Origin of the sequence: Marinobacter sp. (assembly GCF_039977835.1) — a bacterium.
GTDB lineage: Bacteria > Pseudomonadota > Gammaproteobacteria > Pseudomonadales > Oleiphilaceae > Marinobacter.
The window spans coordinates 26237-43962 of the sequence record NZ_JBDWCL010000011.1; the positions used below are offsets into that span (position 1 = coordinate 26237).

Here is a 17726-nt window from a genome sequence, read left to right on the forward strand (position 1 = left end):
TCTGCCAAGAACTTACGGCTGTGCCTGAAGTTCAAAATCAGCGGTAGACGTTTCGCCAGCAACAACGGTAACGTTTTGAGCGCCGTTGAAGTCGATGTCGTCGTTTGAGGGTTCTCCCTGATCGTTCTCGATCAGGTCATCCTCACAAGTGTAGCTCACGGTGTACTCGCCAGCCGGAATGAAGGCCGCTGTGTACGTGTAAGTTCCGTTTTCGTCGACCGGAACGACCACCAGTGGTTCATTGTCACTGCCGATGTCGTCCGGCACGGCATCCGCGCCTTCATGAACGTAGACGTTGCCTGCAAATTCCGGATTGAGTGCGTCGCCGCATTCCTGAGTGATCAGCTCGCCAGCTATGGTTCCCTCGATACTACCGACCTCTGAGTTGTCGACAAGCCTGAGTACTGGTTTGAGTCGATAACCTTCCTGACCGACAGGGTTAACCAGGGACTTTCGGACATCGAAGTCGATGGTAAGGCTGACTTCACCTCCGGCAGGGACGGTGAACCCTGAAGTCTGCACTCCCCTGGCCGACGGCGTGGTCAGCGGGTATTCACCGGAGCCGCTGTCATTATCGATGACTACAGTGTTGTTGTCGCCGAGCTCTAGTCGCATCCAGTTATAGGCACCCGCTGGCACTTCTTCATCGGAAATCAGAGTTTCAAACGCGCCGCCCTGCAGGTCCAGAAGATTGATCGGTTCCGGGAACTCCAGTTCAAATCTGCTGCGCTCGCCATCGGAGGGTTGAAGCACCAGCGCCGTCACCTCGATGTTTACTTCCTGAGCACTGTCAACCGGTGCGTCGGTCAGTCCGACACTTACACTGCCTGTTTCCCCGGCTCCGCTACTACTGCCGCCACCGCCACAGGCGGCCAAGGCCCCGGTAAAACCAACGACTGTCAGGTACTTGAGAGACTGATTCATTGCAAACCTCCGTTATGAAAATGCTGGCCGGGTTAAAAATGATTACCGACCGTAAGCGCTCAACGTTCGCGTTTCACCAAAAGTTCCATTACTTCTGTTAACCTTTGCTCATATTTCCGGTCATCCGGACTTGCAGAGCGATGGGCCAATACTTCTCCGTTGGTTGTGTTATAAACTGACACGCTTTTTTGGCGATTAATTCAGATGAGTACCGGTTTTGGCATTACTTCCGTTTAAACCCTCCCGGCCCAAACGATTCGAAAAGCTGGTGCAGCCCCATCTGGAGGCCATGTACCGTTTTGCCTTCCGTCTGGCAGGGCAGCAGGATGCCGAGGACCTTGTCCAGGATGTCGTCGTCAAACTCTATCCGCGCCTGGAAGAGCTCGAGAGCATCGAGCAACTGCGCCCCTGGCTGAACCGCGTGCTTTACCGGCATTTCATCGATCAGGTGCGACGCAAGGGGCGCCGTGCCGACCGGCCGGTGAGTGACGTGGCAGAGCCCGAACAGCAGGCCACGTTTCTTGACTCTTACGCAGCGGATATACCGGAGCTGACTGAACAGATCACTACCGAGCGTCTTAAGCCCGTTATGGATTCCGTCGTTCAGGAGCTGTCACCGGACCTGCGTACACTGATGCTGTTGCACGATGTGGATGGCTGGAGTCAGGAGGACATTGCACGGGTGCTTGAAATACCGGTTGGTACGGTAAAGTCGCGGGTTCATCGTTGCCGTGCAGCGCTCAGGGCAAAACTGCTGGAGAGACCGGAACTTTTTCAGCAGGCCGGGCGTGTGGAACAATGAGGTGATGGAAATGTCGTGTAACGAATGCAAACACAATCTGCGTGCCTGGGCCAGGAACGAACTTTCTGCGGCGCAGGTCAGCCGTATTGAGCGGCATATGGCCGAGTGTAAAGACTGCGCCATCGCCGCGTACAACGAACGGGCAATTTTCAAGTCGTTGCACGACAGCCAGGCAGTGCCTGCGCCATCGTCCGGTTTTGAGGAACGTGTTCTGGAAGCGGCCACTGGAAAGGGTGGGGCGGCACGCAAGGGTTCTCATGGCCATGGCTGGAGCACGCCCGTGGCCGGTGGCGCCATCGCCGCTGCGCTGGTCATCGGTATTGCGCTGGGTGTTGGCTGGCAGTCTTCCCCCGGCCCAGGCAGCGAGTTGGCGCACTCCGGCGCAGAGCAGGCTGGCAGCGACACGAGTCTTGTCGCCGAGCCTGTTGCCCGTAACGTCCGCCTTGCATTCAGCTCCAGGGAAGCGCTGGAAGGAGTGACCCTGACCGTGGAGCTACCTCCTCACGTAGAGGTTGCAAGCTACCCCGGGCATCAGAAGCTGAGCTGGAAAGTGGATCTGGACAAGGGCGAAAATGTGGTGAACCTGCCGCTCAATATCCTGTTTCCGGGTGAAGGCGAACTGGTTGCCCGTCTTGACGATGGGCGCAGAACAAAGACATTCCGCACCAGTCTTGATGGTGAGTCGGGGAATGGCGAACAGGAGCCTTCCTCATGACACCGGGTTTTTGGCGCAGCGCCGCTATTCTGGGCTGCCTGGGATGGTTGCTGGCAACACCCGCGGTGGTCGCCGCCAATGACGATCTGGATGTGACCATGCGAATGGTCAGGGACGATGACGATCTGACAGAATCTGTTGTTCGCGAGATTGAGCTAAGCGAGCCGGTTGCCCTTGAGCGTCGTAATGGCGAAGCGGGCAAACCCGCCGGAGCCCCCGGCGCGGCCCCGGGCGTTAACGCGCCAGGCATTGAAAGGTCCCGTGAGGCTCGGGATAAGGGGCGTGAGGCGGCACGGGCTGCGGCGGAAAGGGCAAAGGATGTCCGCGAACGCAGTGAGCAGCGCGGGCGCCCTGAGCGGCCAGGGCCACCAGGCGCTCCTGAGCGCCCCGAGCGTCCAGACCCTCCCGGCGCTTCTGAACGCCCTGAGCGGCCAGACCCCCCAGGTGCGTCCAACCGACCCTAGAAGCCCGGCTAACCCGGGCTTCTGTCATCATCGTAATGTGCCACCCCTGCGACGAATCACTGAGTCCCTTGCTATACTCCCGGTTTTGCTGACGTTACACCGTTATCTCCGGAGTCAGGCTTGCGGCCCTCAAAGTTTGTCACATGTTTTATTGCCCTGATGCTCCTTGTGCGTCTTTCAGTGGCAGAAGAATCCGGCGGTCATCCGGATTTTGAAGCCGGCGTGGCAGCATTTGGCGCGGGCGAACTGGCTGTTGCCCGTGCGCATTTCGAGAAGGCCAGAGCGGACGGCCTGAATACCCCCTTCCTGCTTTATAATCTTGGTGTTGTCTATTTCCGTCTCGGGCAGCAGGCTTCCGCTGAAGCCGTTTTCCTGGAACTCCTGGATACTCGCCATGCCCCTCTGGCCCGCTATAACCTGGGGCTTGTCATGCAAGCGCAGGGGCGTTACGACGACGCGCGCCACTGGTTCGATCGGGCTGCCGGCCCTGAATCGCCGGAGAAAGTGCGGGCTCTGGCCCTTCGCCAGCTTGATGAGAGCAAACCTGACCAGCCTGGTGATCTCAGGGGCAGTGGGTATCTCCTTGCTGCCGGAGGTTACGATGACAACATCGCCGGGACACCAGATGACGCTTCAAGTAATCAGGCCGGTGGTTTTGCCGATCTGCTGGCTGTGGGGAACGTTCACACAGGTAGCGAGGGTTTCGGCCTGCATGGTGTCGCCTATACACGTCAATATCCCGGTAACTCTGAGTTCGACAACAGTTACCTCAGTACCGGAGCGTCCTGGCTGAGTGGCGTTGGCGCCGGTGAATTAACGTCAACCCTGAGCCTGGCGGGCTCATGGTTCGGGGGCGATGTTCTTGAGCGGGAGGCGCGCCTCGAGGCGGTTTATCACCCTGACCGATGCATGCTGGCGCCACTGGTAGCCGGTGTCGACTGCCGTGTGAATGGGTCCGTTTCCACTATCCGGGGTGGTGATGATTTCAGCGCCTACGATGGGGAAATGGTCCGCCTGGGTGCCACCGCCAGCAAAAGTTCAGGGAGCTGGCTGTTCAGAGGGCGGTATCAGCTGGAGGTTAACGAGCGCAAGGATCTGGCAACCCAACAGGAATTTTTCAGCGTGTCACCGTTACGCAACCTGGTGTCTGCTGAAGCCCGCTATTATGTATCAGGCCGTTTATCCCTGGGTGCCCGCGGCGATATCCGTCATTCGCGCTACCAGGATGATCACCGGTTGGTATCCGATGGAGAGGTGGTGGCCGAGCGCCGGACGGACAATCGCCTCCGGGGAGTGTTGCTGGCCGAATACCGGATGGCTGGCCCATGGCTGGTGCTGACGGAGTGGAGCATGCTGAACAATCGCAGCACAATTGAACGATACGATTACAGTCGCCGTGAAGTGATGGTCGGTGTGGAACTGGGGTTCTGATATCATGGCCGGGCGTCCGTTCCCGGCCATGACATCCGGCATCAGAGGCCGGCGTTTCGGAGCCGGTTGGCCTGCTGCAGGTACACGGTTTTCGGATCGGTTTCGAACAGGCTGTGCAAGCCCAGCGCCTGGTTCACGTCGTCCAGGTGGTTCATGAAGTAGTTATCACGAATAACCTTGCCAAAATGGCTGCTGCAACGGCCGACCAGGCCGTCATTGGCGCTGAAGCTGAACGCCAGGCTCGTGGTGCCCAGTAGCGCATCTGACGGGTCAAGCACGTTGGTCAGAACGCCGGTCCCTCCCCAGGAATAGAAGCGCACTCCGTTTGACGAATAGGCGCCTTCACCGCACGCGGTGCCGGGAACGCCCGCCGGTGCAAAGTTGTTGAATTGCGCACTGCCATGGGTGGTCAGAGAGTACAGGCTGGAGCTCAGGTCCTGGTTATAACCGCCACCAGACAGCAGGTCGATCAGGCCACCCAGCGCATTGCCCAGTAATGCCGCAAGACTCTCGGCCGGCGAGCCGTAGATCAGGTCTGCAACCGGTGAACCCTTGTGAGGTGAGCCCACGGATGTGACCGACGCAACCAGGTCAGGCCGCACTCTGGCGATATACCTGCCGTTGGTCCGCCATGGCTGTGGCCGATCAGGTTTACCTTGCCGTGAATGGCCGCGATTGACGCAATCTGGGGAAGGAGGGCCTCGCCTCTGGCGATGGTGCTGTCCAGGGCGGGTACCTGGGTGGTGTAAACCTCAGCGCCGTATTTACGCAGATCTTCGGCAATGCCATACCAGTAATCCACGCCAGCGATTGAATCGAAGCCGAACATGCCGTGAACCAGCACCACGGGATAGCGGGTTTCGGTGTAGTTGGAAGGAGTGGAATCCCACCACCAGGCCATTGCTGGCGCTGACCATGCCAGCACAAGCAGCAGGGTGAATGCCTTCGTCCATTGTTTCATTGTTGCACCTACAGTTTGCTGTTGTATTTGTTGTCAAACTGCGGCTCGACCTAACAGGTTTTGCCGATACCCTTCTTGCGGGCGATCCGGGGCAATTGTGTGGTGCTTCCCTGCGCTGACTTCTTTTCTGATTGTTAGATGGTCGCAGTCAGTGCATCTCATTGCATGAGATCTGCACATAGTTCGATCAGGCGGAGGGGGAAGTCAACGGCAGGACGGGCCGTGTCACGAATGTTGCCGTTAAAGTGTGACAGGGTTCATGTGCGTGGCCCGGAAAGACATGGTTTTCGGGTTGCAGACTCCCGGGGCGCAGCCCGGGAGTCTCTGCTCAGGTACCTTGTTCAGAGTGTGGCCATGACTCTGCGTGCCGCTTCAATGGTGTGGTGAATGTCGTCGTCCGTCAGGGCAACGCTGGTGAAGCCGGCTTCAAAGGCCGACGGGGCAAGGTAGACCCCTTCCTGGAGCATGCCCTGGAAGAATTTTTTGAACCGTTCCACATCGCAGGCCATCACCTGGTCGAAGCGTGTGATGCTGGGCTCATCGGTGAAGAAGAAGCCGAACATGGCACCGGCGCTTTGTACGGCCAGGGGAATGCCAGTGCTGTCTGCGGCTTCTTTCAGCCCGTCACGCACGGCATTGGTTTTTTCAGTCAGCCGATCGTGAAAGCCTGGCTCGGAAATGGCGTTCAGCGTGGCCAGTCCGGCGCACATGGCAAGCGGGTTCCCGCTGAGTGTGCCAGCCTGGTAGACCGGGCCCAGAGGCGAGATGTGTTCCATGATTTCCCGCTTGCCTCCGAAGGCACCGACCGGCAGACCCCCACCGATCACCTTGCCCAGCGCGGTCAGATCCGGGGTGACGCCATAAAAGCCCTGGGCACCGCCCAGGGATACCCGGAAGCCGGTCATGACCTCGTCGAAAATCAGTACCGTACCATGCTCGTCACACACTTCCCGCAGACCTTCCAGGAAGCCCGGTACCGGAGGGATGCAGTTCATATTGCCGGCAACCGGTTCAACGATGATGGCGGCGATTTCATCGCCCATTTTTGCAAAGGTTTCCCGCACGCTGTCGATATCGTTGAATGTCAGTGTCAGCGTATGCTCCGCAAGGCTTGCAGGAATGCCGGGGGAATTGGGTACACCCAGAGTCAGGGCGCCGGAGCCTGCTTTCACCAACAGCGAATCCACGTGGCCGTGGTAGCAGCCTTCGAATTTCACGATCTTGTCGCGGCCGGTATAACCCCGCGCCAGGCGCACAGCACTCATGGTAGCTTCAGTCCCGGAGTTCACCATGCGCACCAGGTCTATGGACGGCACCAGCTCGCAGACTTTCTTTGCCATTTCTGTTTCGAGGGCGGTAGGGGCGCCGTAGCCGATGCCCTGATCGACCTGGGCGTGCAGGGCATCCTTGATCGTCTGATTGCCGTGGCCCAGGATCATGGGGCCCCAGGAGCCGATGTAGTCGATGTAGCGGCGGTCGTCTTCGTCGAACAGGTAAGCGCCTTCTGCATGCTTGAAAAACAGCGGTGTACCACCGACTCCCTTGAACGCCCTGACCGGGGAGTTGACTCCTCCGGGGATGTATTTCTGAGCCTCGGCGAATAGGGTTTCGGACTGGGTCATTGTTCAGAACTCCTGATGGTCGGAAAATGAAAAAAGCGGATGATGTGCCGCAAACAGCCGGGTAAACCGGCGTGCCCGTTCTTCGATGGTTGCCAGGTCGCCGTCGAACAGCCCGCCAACCACCGCCAGCAGATCGGCGCCGGCGCGAATCAGGACTTCGCCGTTGTCGGTGGTAATACCGCCGATAGCGGTCACCGGCTTACCGTATTGCCGGGCCCTGGCCAGTACCGACGTGTCTGCGGCGGGTGCGTCCGGCTTTGTGTTTGAATGGAAGAAACGGCCGAATGCCAGGTAATCGGCGCTGTCGCGGTCAGCGCTCATCGCAAGTGCCAGATCAGCATGGCACGTTGCCCCTATGATCGCATGTTCACCGAGCAGTTGTCTGGCAGTAGCGAGGGAACTGTCTGTTTGTCCCAGGTGTACACCAGCGGCACCGCAGCGGCGGGCCAGTTCCGGGTCGTCGTTGATAATCAGTGGTACCCGGGCATTGCGACACAGGGCCGCCAGAGCCGTGGCCTGTCGGAGTCGCTCTGGTTGAGGGGCGCTTTTTTCACGATACTGAACCAGTACGGCGCCTCCGCTCAGGGCAGCCTCCACCCCAGCGAGAAGCCTGTCAGCCGGTAACAGATGGCTGTCGGTGATGGCATAGAGGCCTGGCCGCAGCCCCTTGGAAGTGGCGCTCGCACTCAATTCTCCCATGGGATGCCCCGGTCAGGTACAGGTTGTCCCTTGCCGACTTTCAGGGCGTGCCGGATCGCCCTCAGCACATAATTCTGGGCCTGTGCGATAGACGCGCGGGCTGAGAGCCCGGATGCTCTACCTGCTGCAATGGAGGCCGCCAGCGTGCAGCCGGTACCATGGTATTCGCCGCCTATACGTTCGATGTAGAAGTGCAGCGGCTCCTGGTCGCGGTAATAAAGCGAGTTGATGATTTCATCGCCTTCACCGTGACCGCCGGTTGCCAATACCGACTGACAGCCGGTTTCCAGCAGGCTGTGGGCGGCCCGGGCAGGATCTTCGTCATTGCCAAGTAAAGCCAGCTCAATCCCGTTTGGCGTGATGATTTCTGCGTGCCGGAACAGGCGTTCCTTCATCCGGGCAATCAGGGCTTCATCCGCAAGGTCCCCACCACCGGCGGCCTTTATAACCGGGTCTGTAATCAGCGGGATCCCGGGATGGTCCACCAGAAAATCCACCAGCACATCCACCACAGCAGCATTGCCCAGTGCACCTGTTTTTATGGCATGAAGGGGGGTGTCGGCCGCCAGACACTCGAGCTGCTGGCGGACAATCTCCGGGTCCGTTGCGGTGGCATTGTAGACATTCCGGGTGTCCTGCACAGTCAGGCATGAGAGCACCGGCAAGGGGTGGCAGCCAAGTGCGGTAACGGCCTGGATGTCTGCCTGAACCCCGGCACCTCCTGAGGGGTCGAGGCCGGAAATTATGAGAACGTGAGGGCGGCTATGCAGTTTGATGGTCAGGCTCCTCAGAACGGTTTAACAACGGCAAGAATAACAACGGCAACCAGCACCAGAACCGGTATCTCGTTGAACCAGCGATAGAACACGTGGCTGCGGGTGTTGTTGTCATCGCGGAACACGTTCACCAGGTGGCCGCAGTAGAAGTGGTAGCCAATCAACAGAACCACCAGCAGTAATTTGGCATGCAGCCACCCCTGGCTCATGTAACCCTGCACATTGTAACCGATGAGCCAGAGCCCAAAAATGACCGTTGCCACCATGGAGGGTGTAGTGATGCCCCGATACAGTTTGCGCTCCATGATCTTGAAGCGCTCCCGGCCGGGCTCGTCTTCGCAGGCAGCGTGGTAGACAAACAGCCGTGGCAGGTAAAAAATGCCAGCGAACCAGCACACGATTGAAATGATATGCAGGGCTTTGACCCAAAGCATTGGTTAACTCCGTCGGTATTGGTAATAGCTTTCGATATCGGATTTCAGTACCACGCCGTAGACGCGTTGAATCATCGGAGCAACGTGGCGCTGAACATAAAGGGCTTCTACGCTGGTGTGCTCAAACTCGTTCAGTGCCTCTTCCAGTGTGGCCTGGTATTGCACCGGGGCAATGTCCCGACGATTCGCCGGAATATCCATGAGGTCAACCTGCTCCTGAACGGGCTCATCGTCGTCCTGCTCACGGCTGGCTGAGGGTTTGGTGTCTTCCAGGTAGCGCGCGAGATCCACCGCTGGCAGAAGGGCGGTGGGGCCATTACTGCCTTCCACTACCAGCCACTTGGGCTCGGACTTCAGAATCTTGCCAGCCTCCTCCCTGGACAGGAAGCGCTCGGTGCGAAGAATGCTCCGGTCCATAATGGCGCCCACGGAAACCCGCCTCAGCGCCTGGATCACCGGGGAGTTCTGGTAGCTCAGCCCCTGGCTTTTCAGAATGGTCAGGAACAGCGATTTCTTGCCAAAAGCCTCGCTGGTTACCAGGCTCGCGGTGGTAATCACCAGCATCCCAGGCAGGATGATGTTCGGGTTCCTGGTCAGTTCCATCAGCGCCATCAGTGCTGCAAGCGGCGCCTGTAACACAGCACCCATCATGGCCCCCATGCCCAGCATCGCATAGAAACCTACCGATGAGGCTGTATCCGGAAAAATCTGTGCGCCAATCAGGCCCATGGCGCCGCCCAGCGTTGCCCCCATAAACAGGGTCGGGCCAATCACCCCGCTGGGCATGCCGAGGCCGATCGTGACTGAGGTAATCATCAGCTTTGCGATGCCGGCACCGAGCAGAAGCCAGAACGGCAGTTGGTTATCGAGGGTGAACTGGACCGTATCGTACCCGATACCCATGACCTCCGGCACTACCACGGCAAATGGCACCATGAGAAGCCCTGCCACTGTCAGCCGCAGCAATACCGGACGATGATGGTGGCGCCCGGTCGTGTCCACCAGTTGTATGAACGCCGCCGCGGCAACCCCGATCATAACGGCTATCGCGATGATCCATGGGATCTCCAGCAGGGAGTTCATGGTCAGTGGTGGTACGCTGAAAGCGACTTCTGAACCGTACATCGCCTGACTGACCACGGCAGCCGATACGGAAGCGAGGATAATAGGTGTGAAGCCGGCGATGGTATATTCCATCATCACCACTTCCATGGCGAAAATAACACCGGAGATCGGCGTATTGAACGACGCGGATATGGCAGCAGCACAGCCGCAGGCAACCAGCGTACGAATGCTGTTGTTGGGCAGTCTCATCCACTGGCCCATGAGGCTCGAGAAGGCAGCGCCAAGATGGACTGCGGGCCCCTCCCGGCCGGCCGACTGGCCGGTGATCACGGTGCTGACCCCCGTTATAAACTGAACCAGGGCGCTGCGAACAGAGATATAACCCTGGTGGTAGTTCAGGCGTTCCATCACATGCACAATGCCGACCTTGCGGTCATGAGTGGCAAGATTGTGCATCAGTAGGCCTAACCCGACCGCGCCACCCAGGGGCAGAATTGCCCGGGTGAGAATGCCCAGTTCTTCAAAGGATTCAGATCCTTCGCCTGGCAGGAAGTATTCCAGCGGCCATTCGATGGCGAGCCGGAAGATCAGGATCACGCCACCGGTAAACAGCCCGGACAGCAGCCCAAGAACCGCCAGTTGTGGCAGCGCATCCACACCGGAAAGCCGGCGGCGGAAAACCGGTATCAGGTTCTCGGTAGTCTTGTGCCAGAATTTACGCATGAACGCCGGGTTTCCGGATGTGAATGATTTCCTGACGATATTGTAACCAGCGCCGATGAGGCTGCAATAAGTCATTGGTTTATCATGTTAGACTATAGGGCTTTCGGGAACCTGATTTGTAGGTGGAGTAGCTGGTGATAAAAGTAGGTATTGTAGGTGGAACCGGTTATACCGGTGTTGAGCTTCTGAGAATTCTGGCGGTTCATCCGGAAGTAACGGTGAGCTGTATTACATCGCGCTCCGAGGCGGGCATGCCGGTGGCCGACATGTATCCGAACCTGCGTGGCCATTACGACCTGGCGTTTTCAGAACCTGCTCTTGAAACCCTGACCGCCTGTGATCTGGTGTTCTTTGCGACCCCCCATGGCGTGGCAATGCGCATGATGCCGGAACTGATGGCCGCGGGTACCCGCGTTGTGGACCTGTCAGCCGATTTCCGTCTGAGAGACCTTGATGTCTGGGCCAACTGGTATGGCATGCCTCACGAGAGCCCCGAGTGGGCAGAAAAGGCGGTCTATGGCCTGCCGGAAGTGGTGAGGGAGGAGATTCGCACGGCGCAGCTGGTCGCCAATCCTGGCTGTTACCCGACCGCGGTTCAGTTGGGCTTTTTGCCCTTGCTGGAAAGCGGCCTGGTGGACCCATCACGACTGATTGCCGATGCCAAGTCGGGTGCCAGTGGCGCCGGGCGCCAGGGCAAGATCGGTATGCTGCATGGCGAGGTGGGCGAAAGCTTCAAGGCCTACGGTGCTTCTGGTCACCGACATCTTCCGGAAATCCGCCAGGGGCTGTCGCAGGCGGCCGGTGGCGATGTGGGTGTTACCTTCGTGCCCCACCTGATTCCCATGGTCCGCGGTATTGAGGCCACACTGTATGCGGAGCTGCGCAAGCCTGCGGATTTTGATCGTTTGCAGGCGCTTTACGAAAACCGCTTCCGGGATGAGCCGTTTGTGGATGTGATGCCTTTTGGCAGTCACCCCGAAACCCGGAGTGTTCGAGGTGCCAATCATTGCCGCATGGCGCTTCACCGGCAGGAGCAGAGCAATATTGTTATCGTTTCATCGGTTATTGATAACCTGGTGAAAGGCGCGGCGGGCCAGGCCATCCAGAACATGAATATCATGTTTGGCCTGCAGGAAACCATGGGGCTGGAAGCGCCCGCATTGCTGCCATAGGTCCGCCCGGTGAGTGAACCCAGAAAACCCGCTGAAGAATATGTCGTCATTCGCCATCGCCCGGGCTATCGGCTTCGCCGTACGCTGATTCTGCTGGCGTTCTCGATAACCGCCGCCGTGCTCGGGTACGTAACCGGTATGGCCCAGGGCGGGTTCCGGTTTTCAACGGCCGAGGAATCCCGCGATCGTCTCGAAGAACAGGTCGAGCAACTGCGGGATCAGAACAGGAAGGCCAGTCAGCAGCTGGTTAATCTTGAGCGGGGACGAACCATCGACGCCCAGGCTCTGAATCAGGCACGCAGAACCATTGTGGCGCTGGAAACGCAGATCGCATCACTGAAAGCCGACCTGACATTCTATAAAAACATTATGGCACCTTCGGAAACCAGCAAAGGGTTGCAGGTTGACCGTCTGGCTATGCAAAGGGCGAGGGAGGAGGGCGCCTACAACTTCAAGCTTGTGTTAACCCAGGTGGGTGATAACAAAAGCTACATTGCGGGTGTGGTTGCCGTGAATGTTATCGGCATACGAAATGAAGAGAAAGAAGTCGTCGCCCTGCGGGATCTATCCGACGATATTGACGATCTGGGGGTCAGATTCCGCTTCCGGTATTTCCAGGATATTGAGGGCCTGCTGCGGGTGCCGGACGGGTTTGAGCCCCTTGAGCTTCAGGTGGTTGCCCGCGCCGAAGGCAGTAAATCGTCCCAGGCGGAACGTACATTTGATTGGGATGAACTAACGGAGAACTGACATGCTTGGCAAGAAGAAACAGAAGCCCCGCCGCCCCAGCGGGCACTTTGACACCCTCGTTTCGTCCCGCACCACGGTGCAGGGGGATGTGCATTTCTCCGGCGGGCTCCACGTTGACGGCACGATACGTGGCCGGGTGGTCGCTGAAGAGGGCGGTGACGCCGTGCTCAGAGTGTCTGAAGTCGGATCCGTGGAAGGCGATATTGTCGCCCCTCACGTCATTGTTAATGGCACCGTGCATGGGGATGTCTACGCCTCCACGCATCTTGAACTGGCAGAGAAAGCCTCGATTCACGGCAACGTCTATTACAACCTGATCGAAATGGCCATGGGGGCTTCGGTGAATGGCAGTTTGGTTCACCAGAACGAGCCGGTTGGCCTGCTGGGTCGCGACAGGCAACAGTCCCGTTCCGGCGTGGCTGATGAAGAGAAAGCTGAAGACTCCGGGGATGCAGTTATACCCGACAACGAATAGTTGATTGTTTTAGTCAGGAATACGATAATCAGGTCAGATTTTTGTGGCAAACCGGAGGCGGACTTGAGTGTAGTTCAGCAACAGGCAATGACACCGGTATTCTTCAGTGACAGCGCGGTGGCTAAAGTGCGTGACCTTGTTGAGGAGGAGGGCAACTCTGACCTCAAGCTCCGCGTGTTTGTAACTGGCGGTGGCTGCTCTGGTTTTCAGTACGGGTTCTCGTTTGATGAGGCCCAGGACGACGAAGACACTGTCATTGAAAAGGATGGTGTGAGGTTGCTGGTGGACCCCATGAGCTACCAGTATCTGGTGGGGGCAACCGTGGATTATCAGGAAGGACTGCAGGGTTCACAGTTCGTGGTGCAGAACCCCAACGCGAGTTCAACGTGTGGCTGCGGCAGCTCCTTTTCCATCTGACCGCCCTTCGGGCGTAACGGCTCAGGCGTAGTAGACTGCGCCCAGAATTCTCTCCCCGCTTGCGCCTGTTACTTCTGGAAGGTTTCCCGGTTTTCCGGCCAGTGTCCGGCTTGCCAGCCAGGCAAATGCCACTGGTTCTACCCATTGCGGGTCCAGGCCCAGCTCCGTGGTAGAAGCAATACGTAAAGGGCTGCAGGTGCGTTGAAGTTCACGCATAAGGACCCTGTTCCTGGCTCCCCCGCCGCATACGAAGATGGTCATTCCCGGAGAAGGAGGTATCTGCTGCGCGACGGTGACGGCTGTCAGCTCCAGCAGGGTTCTCTGTACATCCGCGCCTGACAGGTCCGGGTGCCGGTTCAGAAGTATCTTTAGCCACTCCAGATTAAACCTTTCGGTACCGGTGCTTTTGGGTGGCTTCCGCGAGATATAGGCATCGGAAAGCATGTCCCCCAGCAGACCCTGGTCAACGATACCCTCGTCAGCCCAGGCACCATCCTTGTCGTAGGCGCGGCCAGTCTGATCCAGACACCAGGCATCCATCAGAGCGTTCGCTGGCCCGGTATCAAAGCCGGTAACAGGCGCATTATGGCGAGCGGGCAGGTGGGTGATATTGGCAATGCCGCCCAGATTAAGGATGCAGCGGTCCTCTTCTGCTGCGCTGAAGAATGCTTTGTGGAAAGCCGGTACCAGCGGTGCGCCCTGTCCTCCGGCTGCCAGATCGCGACGGCGGAAGTCAGCGACTGTGGTTATGCCGGTGCGTTCTGCAATGAGGGTGGGGTCGCCAATCTGGATTGAAAAGGGTTCCGAGCCGTCTGGACGATGCCGGAGGGTCTGCCCGTGGCTGCCGATTGCCGCAATTGATGATGGTGGCAAGCCGGCCTTTTCTATGACGCTGCTGGCCGCCAGGGCAAACAGGGAGCCGGTTATGTGGTCCAGTTCTCCAAGTTCGTCGGGGGTGCCATGGTTCTGGCTGAGGCTGGCAAGTCGCTGGCGGATGTCATTCGGGTAATCGGTGGTGTGAGTGGCGTGAATCCGGATGTGCCGATCCTCGAACGATACCAGTATGGCGTCGATGCCATCCATACTGGTGCCGGACATAAGTCCTATCCAGGCTTCCATGCCTTAATCTTCTGCGGCCAGTGCCAGCTGCTGATAATCCTGGCGGAACAGCTCGAACTTTGCCACCTGCTGTTCGGCGTGTTTTTTGAATCGGGCCATTTCGGACTGAGGTACCGGTTTGGCATCGGGAAGCTTCACCGTACGGGAATTTCTTGGTGATCCATTTACCCGGAACTCATAGTGAAGATGAGGGCCGGTTACCATGCCTGACGACCCGACGTGACCGATGGTATCGCCCTGTTTTACCCGTGTTCCGTTCTTTATACCTTTGCCAAGGCGGCTCATGTGGGCATAGAGGGTAGTGATGTTGTCACCGTGCTTGAGAATGACGGTGCGTCCATAACCACCTTTCCAGCCCGCAAACTGAACCCGGCCGTGACCGGCCGCCTTGATCGGAGTCCCCGGAGGAGCGGCGTAGTCCGTGCCTTCGTGAGGGCGAACCACATCCAGTACAGGGTGGCGGCGTTGCAGGTTAAAGGATGACGAGACCCGCGCGTTGATGGGCGTTCTCAGGAACGCCTTGCGCATACTGCTGCCGTCGGGGCTGTAATAATCGGTATCGCCGTTGCTGTCCGTGTACTGCAATGCAATAACGTCCTTGCCCTGATTAACGAATCGGGCCGAGATAATATTGCCGGTATCGAATTTTTCACCATCCAGGTAAAGCTCTTCGTAAACCACTTCAAATCGGTCGCCTTTGCGCACGTCATAGACGAAGTCGATGTTCCAGCCGAAAATGCCCACCATTTCCATGGCCAGTCGGTCAGAAATGCCCGCTTCCCGTGCAGCGACATAAAGTGAGCCATCAATAACGCCGGAGGCAAACGCCGGTTTCACGTCAGGTTCACGTACGACGGTTTCACCTTTAAAGCCATCTTCGGTCTTTTCGACACGGAGGGTTTCAAGCAGATTGCGCTGAAGGTCAACCGCTGCCAGTTCGCCGGCGTCATCGGTTGCGAAGGAGATGGTTTCGCCCGCATAAAGCCGTTGTAGCTTGTTGGCCTCGCCGTCGCCATGAATAACCGACAACATGATGCCATCATTGAATCCGGCCTTGCCGAAGAGGGCAGACAGAGTGTCGCCTGGCTTGATCTTGTACTCTTGCCATTGCAGCTCAGGCTCGCTTGCCTCTGCTATGGCAGCAGCAGTATCGAGTGCTTCAGGCTGTTCGGGCTTTTCTGTAACTGTGACTGCCGCAGAGGCCGTGGCTGCCCCGGAATCAGGAGCCGGTTTTTCGTTGTTCCTGGCCGATTTGGCAGGGCGGCTGCCTGATTCAGTGACGGTGCCGTCATCAAGATCCAGTGCATAAGCCATTCTGTTGGCTTCAACGTTGGCACTTGGGCTCATGAGGATCGCTGCGGCAACGACAACGCTGGTCGCGGCGGCGATAGTAATATGTGTTTTAGGAAACATTTTCAGCACGTGTCGCATCCGTTTTGATCGGCATTCCGGTAGGTTGTACTACCTAATTAAAGCTGTTGTTCAGTATATTCCAACAGATTACCGTATAAAATGGGCTCAGGACAGCGTCAAACATTACCGTTGCTGGCATTCAGGCCGGATTTCTAGGGTGAGGATTGTTATACTCCCCCGCCTTAAATACGCGGCCCTGTTTAAAAACTGAGCAGGAATACTTTAACAGGGAGGCCGGTAACGCACAGATTTCTTTTGTAGTGGTCTGTAACCGTCTTCCCGCCCAAACCATCAGAATTGAGGGTGTGTGGTTCATGGCATCGATTGATGAGGCACTGGCTGTCGTAAAGCGCGGCATGGATGAGCTGATTTCCGAGGAAGCGCTGGTTGAAAAACTCCGGGAGGGGCGTCCACTCAGGATCAAGGCAGGGTTCGACCCCACCGCGCCTGACCTGCACCTGGGGCATACCGTGCTGATCAACAAGCTGCGCCAGTTTCAGGATCTTGGTCACGAAGTCATTTTCCTTATTGGTGACTTCACTGGCATGATCGGCGATCCCACCGGTAAAAGCGCAACCCGGCCACCGTTGACGGAAGCGCAGGTAGGCGAGAATGCCATCAGCTATAAAGAGCAGGTGTTCAAGATCCTGGATCCAGGGAAAACCCGGGTAGTGTTCAATTCCGACTGGATGAACAAGCTCTCCGCCGCGGACATGATTCGTCTGGCCGGGCAGTACACGGTCGCTCGCATGCTGGAGCGAGACGACTTCACCAAGCGCTATCGTGCCGAGCAACCAATAGCTATCCACGAGTTTCTCTATCCGCTTGTACAGGGGTATGACTCCGTGGCTCTCGAGGCGGATGTGGAGTTGGGCGGAACGGACCAGAAGTTTAACCTTCTTATGGGGCGTATTCTCCAGCGGCATTACGGGCAGTCGCCACAGGTTGTTCTTACCATGCCGATACTGGAGGGGCTTGATGGCGTTCAGAAGATGTCGAAGTCTCTTGGTAACTATGTCGGGGTTAACGACTCCCCCGGTGAGATGTATACCAAGCTGCTCTCCATGCCGGACGATCTGCTGTGGCGCTATTTTGAACTGTTGAGTTTCCGGCCGCTGGCGGAAGTGGAGGAGTTCCACGCCTCGGTAGACAGTGGTGCCAATCCCCAGGAGTACAAGAAGCTGTTGGCGGAAGAGATTATTACCCGTTTCCACGACGCCGAAGCGGCGTCAACCGCTCACAAGTCGGCGGGCAACCGGGTAGGGCTCGGAGAGATACCCGAGAACGTACCTGTGGTTGAGGTTTCCCTGGCCGGTCGCGATGAGTTGCATATTGTGTCGTTGCTGAAGGAGGCAAATCTGGCCAGCAACGGTAAGGCCGCGAAAGACGTGTTCGCGCGTGGGGCTGTCTACATTAATGGTGAGCAGGTAACGGACGAGCGTATGTTTGCCGCCGGTGATGACAGTGTCATCCAGGCGGGTAAAAAGAAGATTGCCCGCGTTCTGGTTAAGGATTGAACGGAATGCAGGGTTTTTGAGAAAATATACAAAACCTCGTTGACACCTCAAGTGAGCTCTGTAGAATACGCATCTCTTTCGAGGGACGCGCCCCTGAGGCGGGTCGGAAATTGAAAGACAACCGTTTGAATTAATTGAAGATTTCGAGTTTTTAAATTCTTCAGAAAGCGGTTGACAAGGCGGTGATTCGATGTAGAATACGCGGCCTTGATCGGGGATTGCTGCAACGCTCCGAACGCTCTTTAAA

The 17726-nt window shown here is 57.6% G+C and carries 17 protein-coding genes and 1 pseudogene; 9 read left to right on the plus strand and 9 right to left on the minus strand.

The features are described 5' to 3' along the window. Positions 1-12 precede the first annotated feature (12 nt). Entirely contained in the window at positions 13-924 is a 912-nt protein-coding gene (locus tag ABJM11_RS04810; protein ID WP_348293585.1) for a DUF4382 domain-containing protein, read from the minus strand. 217 nt (positions 925-1141) lie between these two features. Between ABJM11_RS04810 and ABJM11_RS04815 the strand changes: the two genes are divergently transcribed. From ABJM11_RS04815 to ABJM11_RS04830, 4 genes are all read left to right on the plus strand, one after another. Continuing rightward, complete coding sequence (locus tag ABJM11_RS04815; RefSeq protein ID WP_348293587.1) at positions 1142-1726, plus strand: RNA polymerase sigma factor; 585 nt, start codon at positions 1142-1144, stop codon at positions 1724-1726. Positions 1727-1736: 10 nt separating this feature from the next. Continuing rightward, positions 1737-2441: a zf-HC2 domain-containing protein gene (locus tag ABJM11_RS04820; RefSeq protein WP_348293588.1), complete on the plus strand. Its 705-nt coding sequence runs from the start codon at positions 1737-1739 to the stop codon at positions 2439-2441. Continuing rightward, on the plus strand, positions 2438-2905 hold the full coding sequence (locus ABJM11_RS04825) for a hypothetical protein (protein ID WP_348293589.1): 468 nt from the start codon (positions 2438-2440) through the stop codon (positions 2903-2905). Before ABJM11_RS04820 ends, ABJM11_RS04825 begins: the two co-directional genes overlap by 4 nt. 120 nt (positions 2906-3025) lie before the next feature. Continuing rightward, positions 3026-4336 carry a tetratricopeptide repeat protein gene (locus ABJM11_RS04830; RefSeq protein ID WP_348293590.1) on the plus strand — a complete coding sequence of 437 codons (1311 nt, stop codon included), beginning with the start codon at positions 3026-3028 and terminating at the stop codon, positions 4334-4336. 41 nt (positions 4337-4377) lie between these two features. Here ABJM11_RS04830 and ABJM11_RS04835 read toward each other — a convergent pair. The 6 genes and pseudogenes from ABJM11_RS04835 to ABJM11_RS04860 all read right to left on the minus strand — a co-directional run bounded on the left by ABJM11_RS04835 (position 4378) and on the right by ABJM11_RS04860 (position 10616). Then, positions 4378-5237, minus strand: a pseudogene (locus tag ABJM11_RS04835) (lipase family alpha/beta hydrolase). A gap of 401 nt (positions 5238-5638) precedes the next feature. Then, positions 5639-6919 (minus strand): glutamate-1-semialdehyde 2,1-aminomutase, encoded by a 1281-nt coding sequence (hemL, locus tag ABJM11_RS04840; RefSeq protein ID WP_348293592.1) that lies wholly within the window; start codon positions 6917-6919, stop codon positions 5639-5641. Between the two features lie 3 nt (positions 6920-6922). After that, positions 6923-7618 (minus strand): thiamine phosphate synthase, encoded by a 696-nt coding sequence (thiE, locus tag ABJM11_RS04845; RefSeq protein ID WP_348293595.1) that lies wholly within the window; start codon positions 7616-7618, stop codon positions 6923-6925. Continuing rightward, the gene (locus tag ABJM11_RS04850) at positions 7606-8364 is read right to left on the minus strand and encodes a hydroxymethylpyrimidine/phosphomethylpyrimidine kinase (protein WP_348293609.1); all 759 of its coding nucleotides are present in this window, start codon (positions 8362-8364) and stop codon (positions 7606-7608) included. The genes thiE and ABJM11_RS04850 overlap by 13 nt, the downstream gene beginning before the upstream one ends. Positions 8365-8405: 41 nt before the next feature. Beyond that, entirely contained in the window at positions 8406-8828 is a 423-nt protein-coding gene (gene hemJ, locus ABJM11_RS04855; protein WP_348293596.1) for a protoporphyrinogen oxidase HemJ, read from the minus strand. Between the two features lie 3 nt (positions 8829-8831). Beyond that, positions 8832-10616, minus strand: coding sequence for a chloride channel protein (locus ABJM11_RS04860; protein ID WP_348293597.1), 1785 nt, complete (start codon positions 10614-10616; stop codon positions 8832-8834). 134 nt (positions 10617-10750) lie between these two features. Here ABJM11_RS04860 and argC point away from each other — a divergent pair, with 134 nt between their 5' ends. From argC to erpA, 4 genes are all read left to right on the plus strand, one after another. Beyond that, positions 10751-11788, plus strand: a complete 1038-nt coding sequence (gene argC / locus ABJM11_RS04865) for an N-acetyl-gamma-glutamyl-phosphate reductase (protein ID WP_348293598.1) — start codon at positions 10751-10753, stop codon at positions 11786-11788. Between the two features lie 9 nt (positions 11789-11797). Continuing rightward, positions 11798-12538, plus strand: coding sequence for a DUF6776 family protein (locus ABJM11_RS04870; protein WP_348293600.1), 741 nt, complete (start codon positions 11798-11800; stop codon positions 12536-12538). A gap of 1 nt (position 12539) precedes the next feature. Continuing rightward, the gene (locus ABJM11_RS04875) at positions 12540-13013 is read left to right on the plus strand and encodes a polymer-forming cytoskeletal protein (protein WP_348293602.1); all 474 of its coding nucleotides are present in this window, start codon (positions 12540-12542) and stop codon (positions 13011-13013) included. An 87-nt stretch (positions 13014-13100) separates the two neighbouring features. Beyond that, complete coding sequence (gene erpA, locus ABJM11_RS04880) at positions 13101-13430, plus strand: iron-sulfur cluster insertion protein ErpA (RefSeq protein ID WP_348293611.1); 330 nt, start codon at positions 13101-13103, stop codon at positions 13428-13430. A 21-nt stretch (positions 13431-13451) separates the two neighbouring features. On the opposite strand, the gene ABJM11_RS04885 is transcribed toward erpA, so the two are convergent. Then, complete coding sequence (locus ABJM11_RS04885; protein ID WP_348293604.1) at positions 13452-14549, minus strand: anhydro-N-acetylmuramic acid kinase; 1098 nt, start codon at positions 14547-14549, stop codon at positions 13452-13454. Positions 14550-14552: 3 nt separating this feature from the next. After that, positions 14553-15971 carry a peptidoglycan DD-metalloendopeptidase family protein gene (locus ABJM11_RS04890; RefSeq protein WP_348293606.1) on the minus strand — a complete coding sequence of 473 codons (1419 nt, stop codon included), beginning with the start codon at positions 15969-15971 and terminating at the stop codon, positions 14553-14555. 305 nt (positions 15972-16276) lie between these two features. Here ABJM11_RS04890 and tyrS point away from each other — a divergent pair, with 305 nt between their 5' ends. Then, positions 16277-17479, plus strand: a complete 1203-nt coding sequence (gene tyrS / locus ABJM11_RS04895; protein ID WP_348293607.1) for a tyrosine--tRNA ligase — start codon at positions 16277-16279, stop codon at positions 17477-17479. Positions 17480-17726 lie beyond the last annotated feature (247 nt).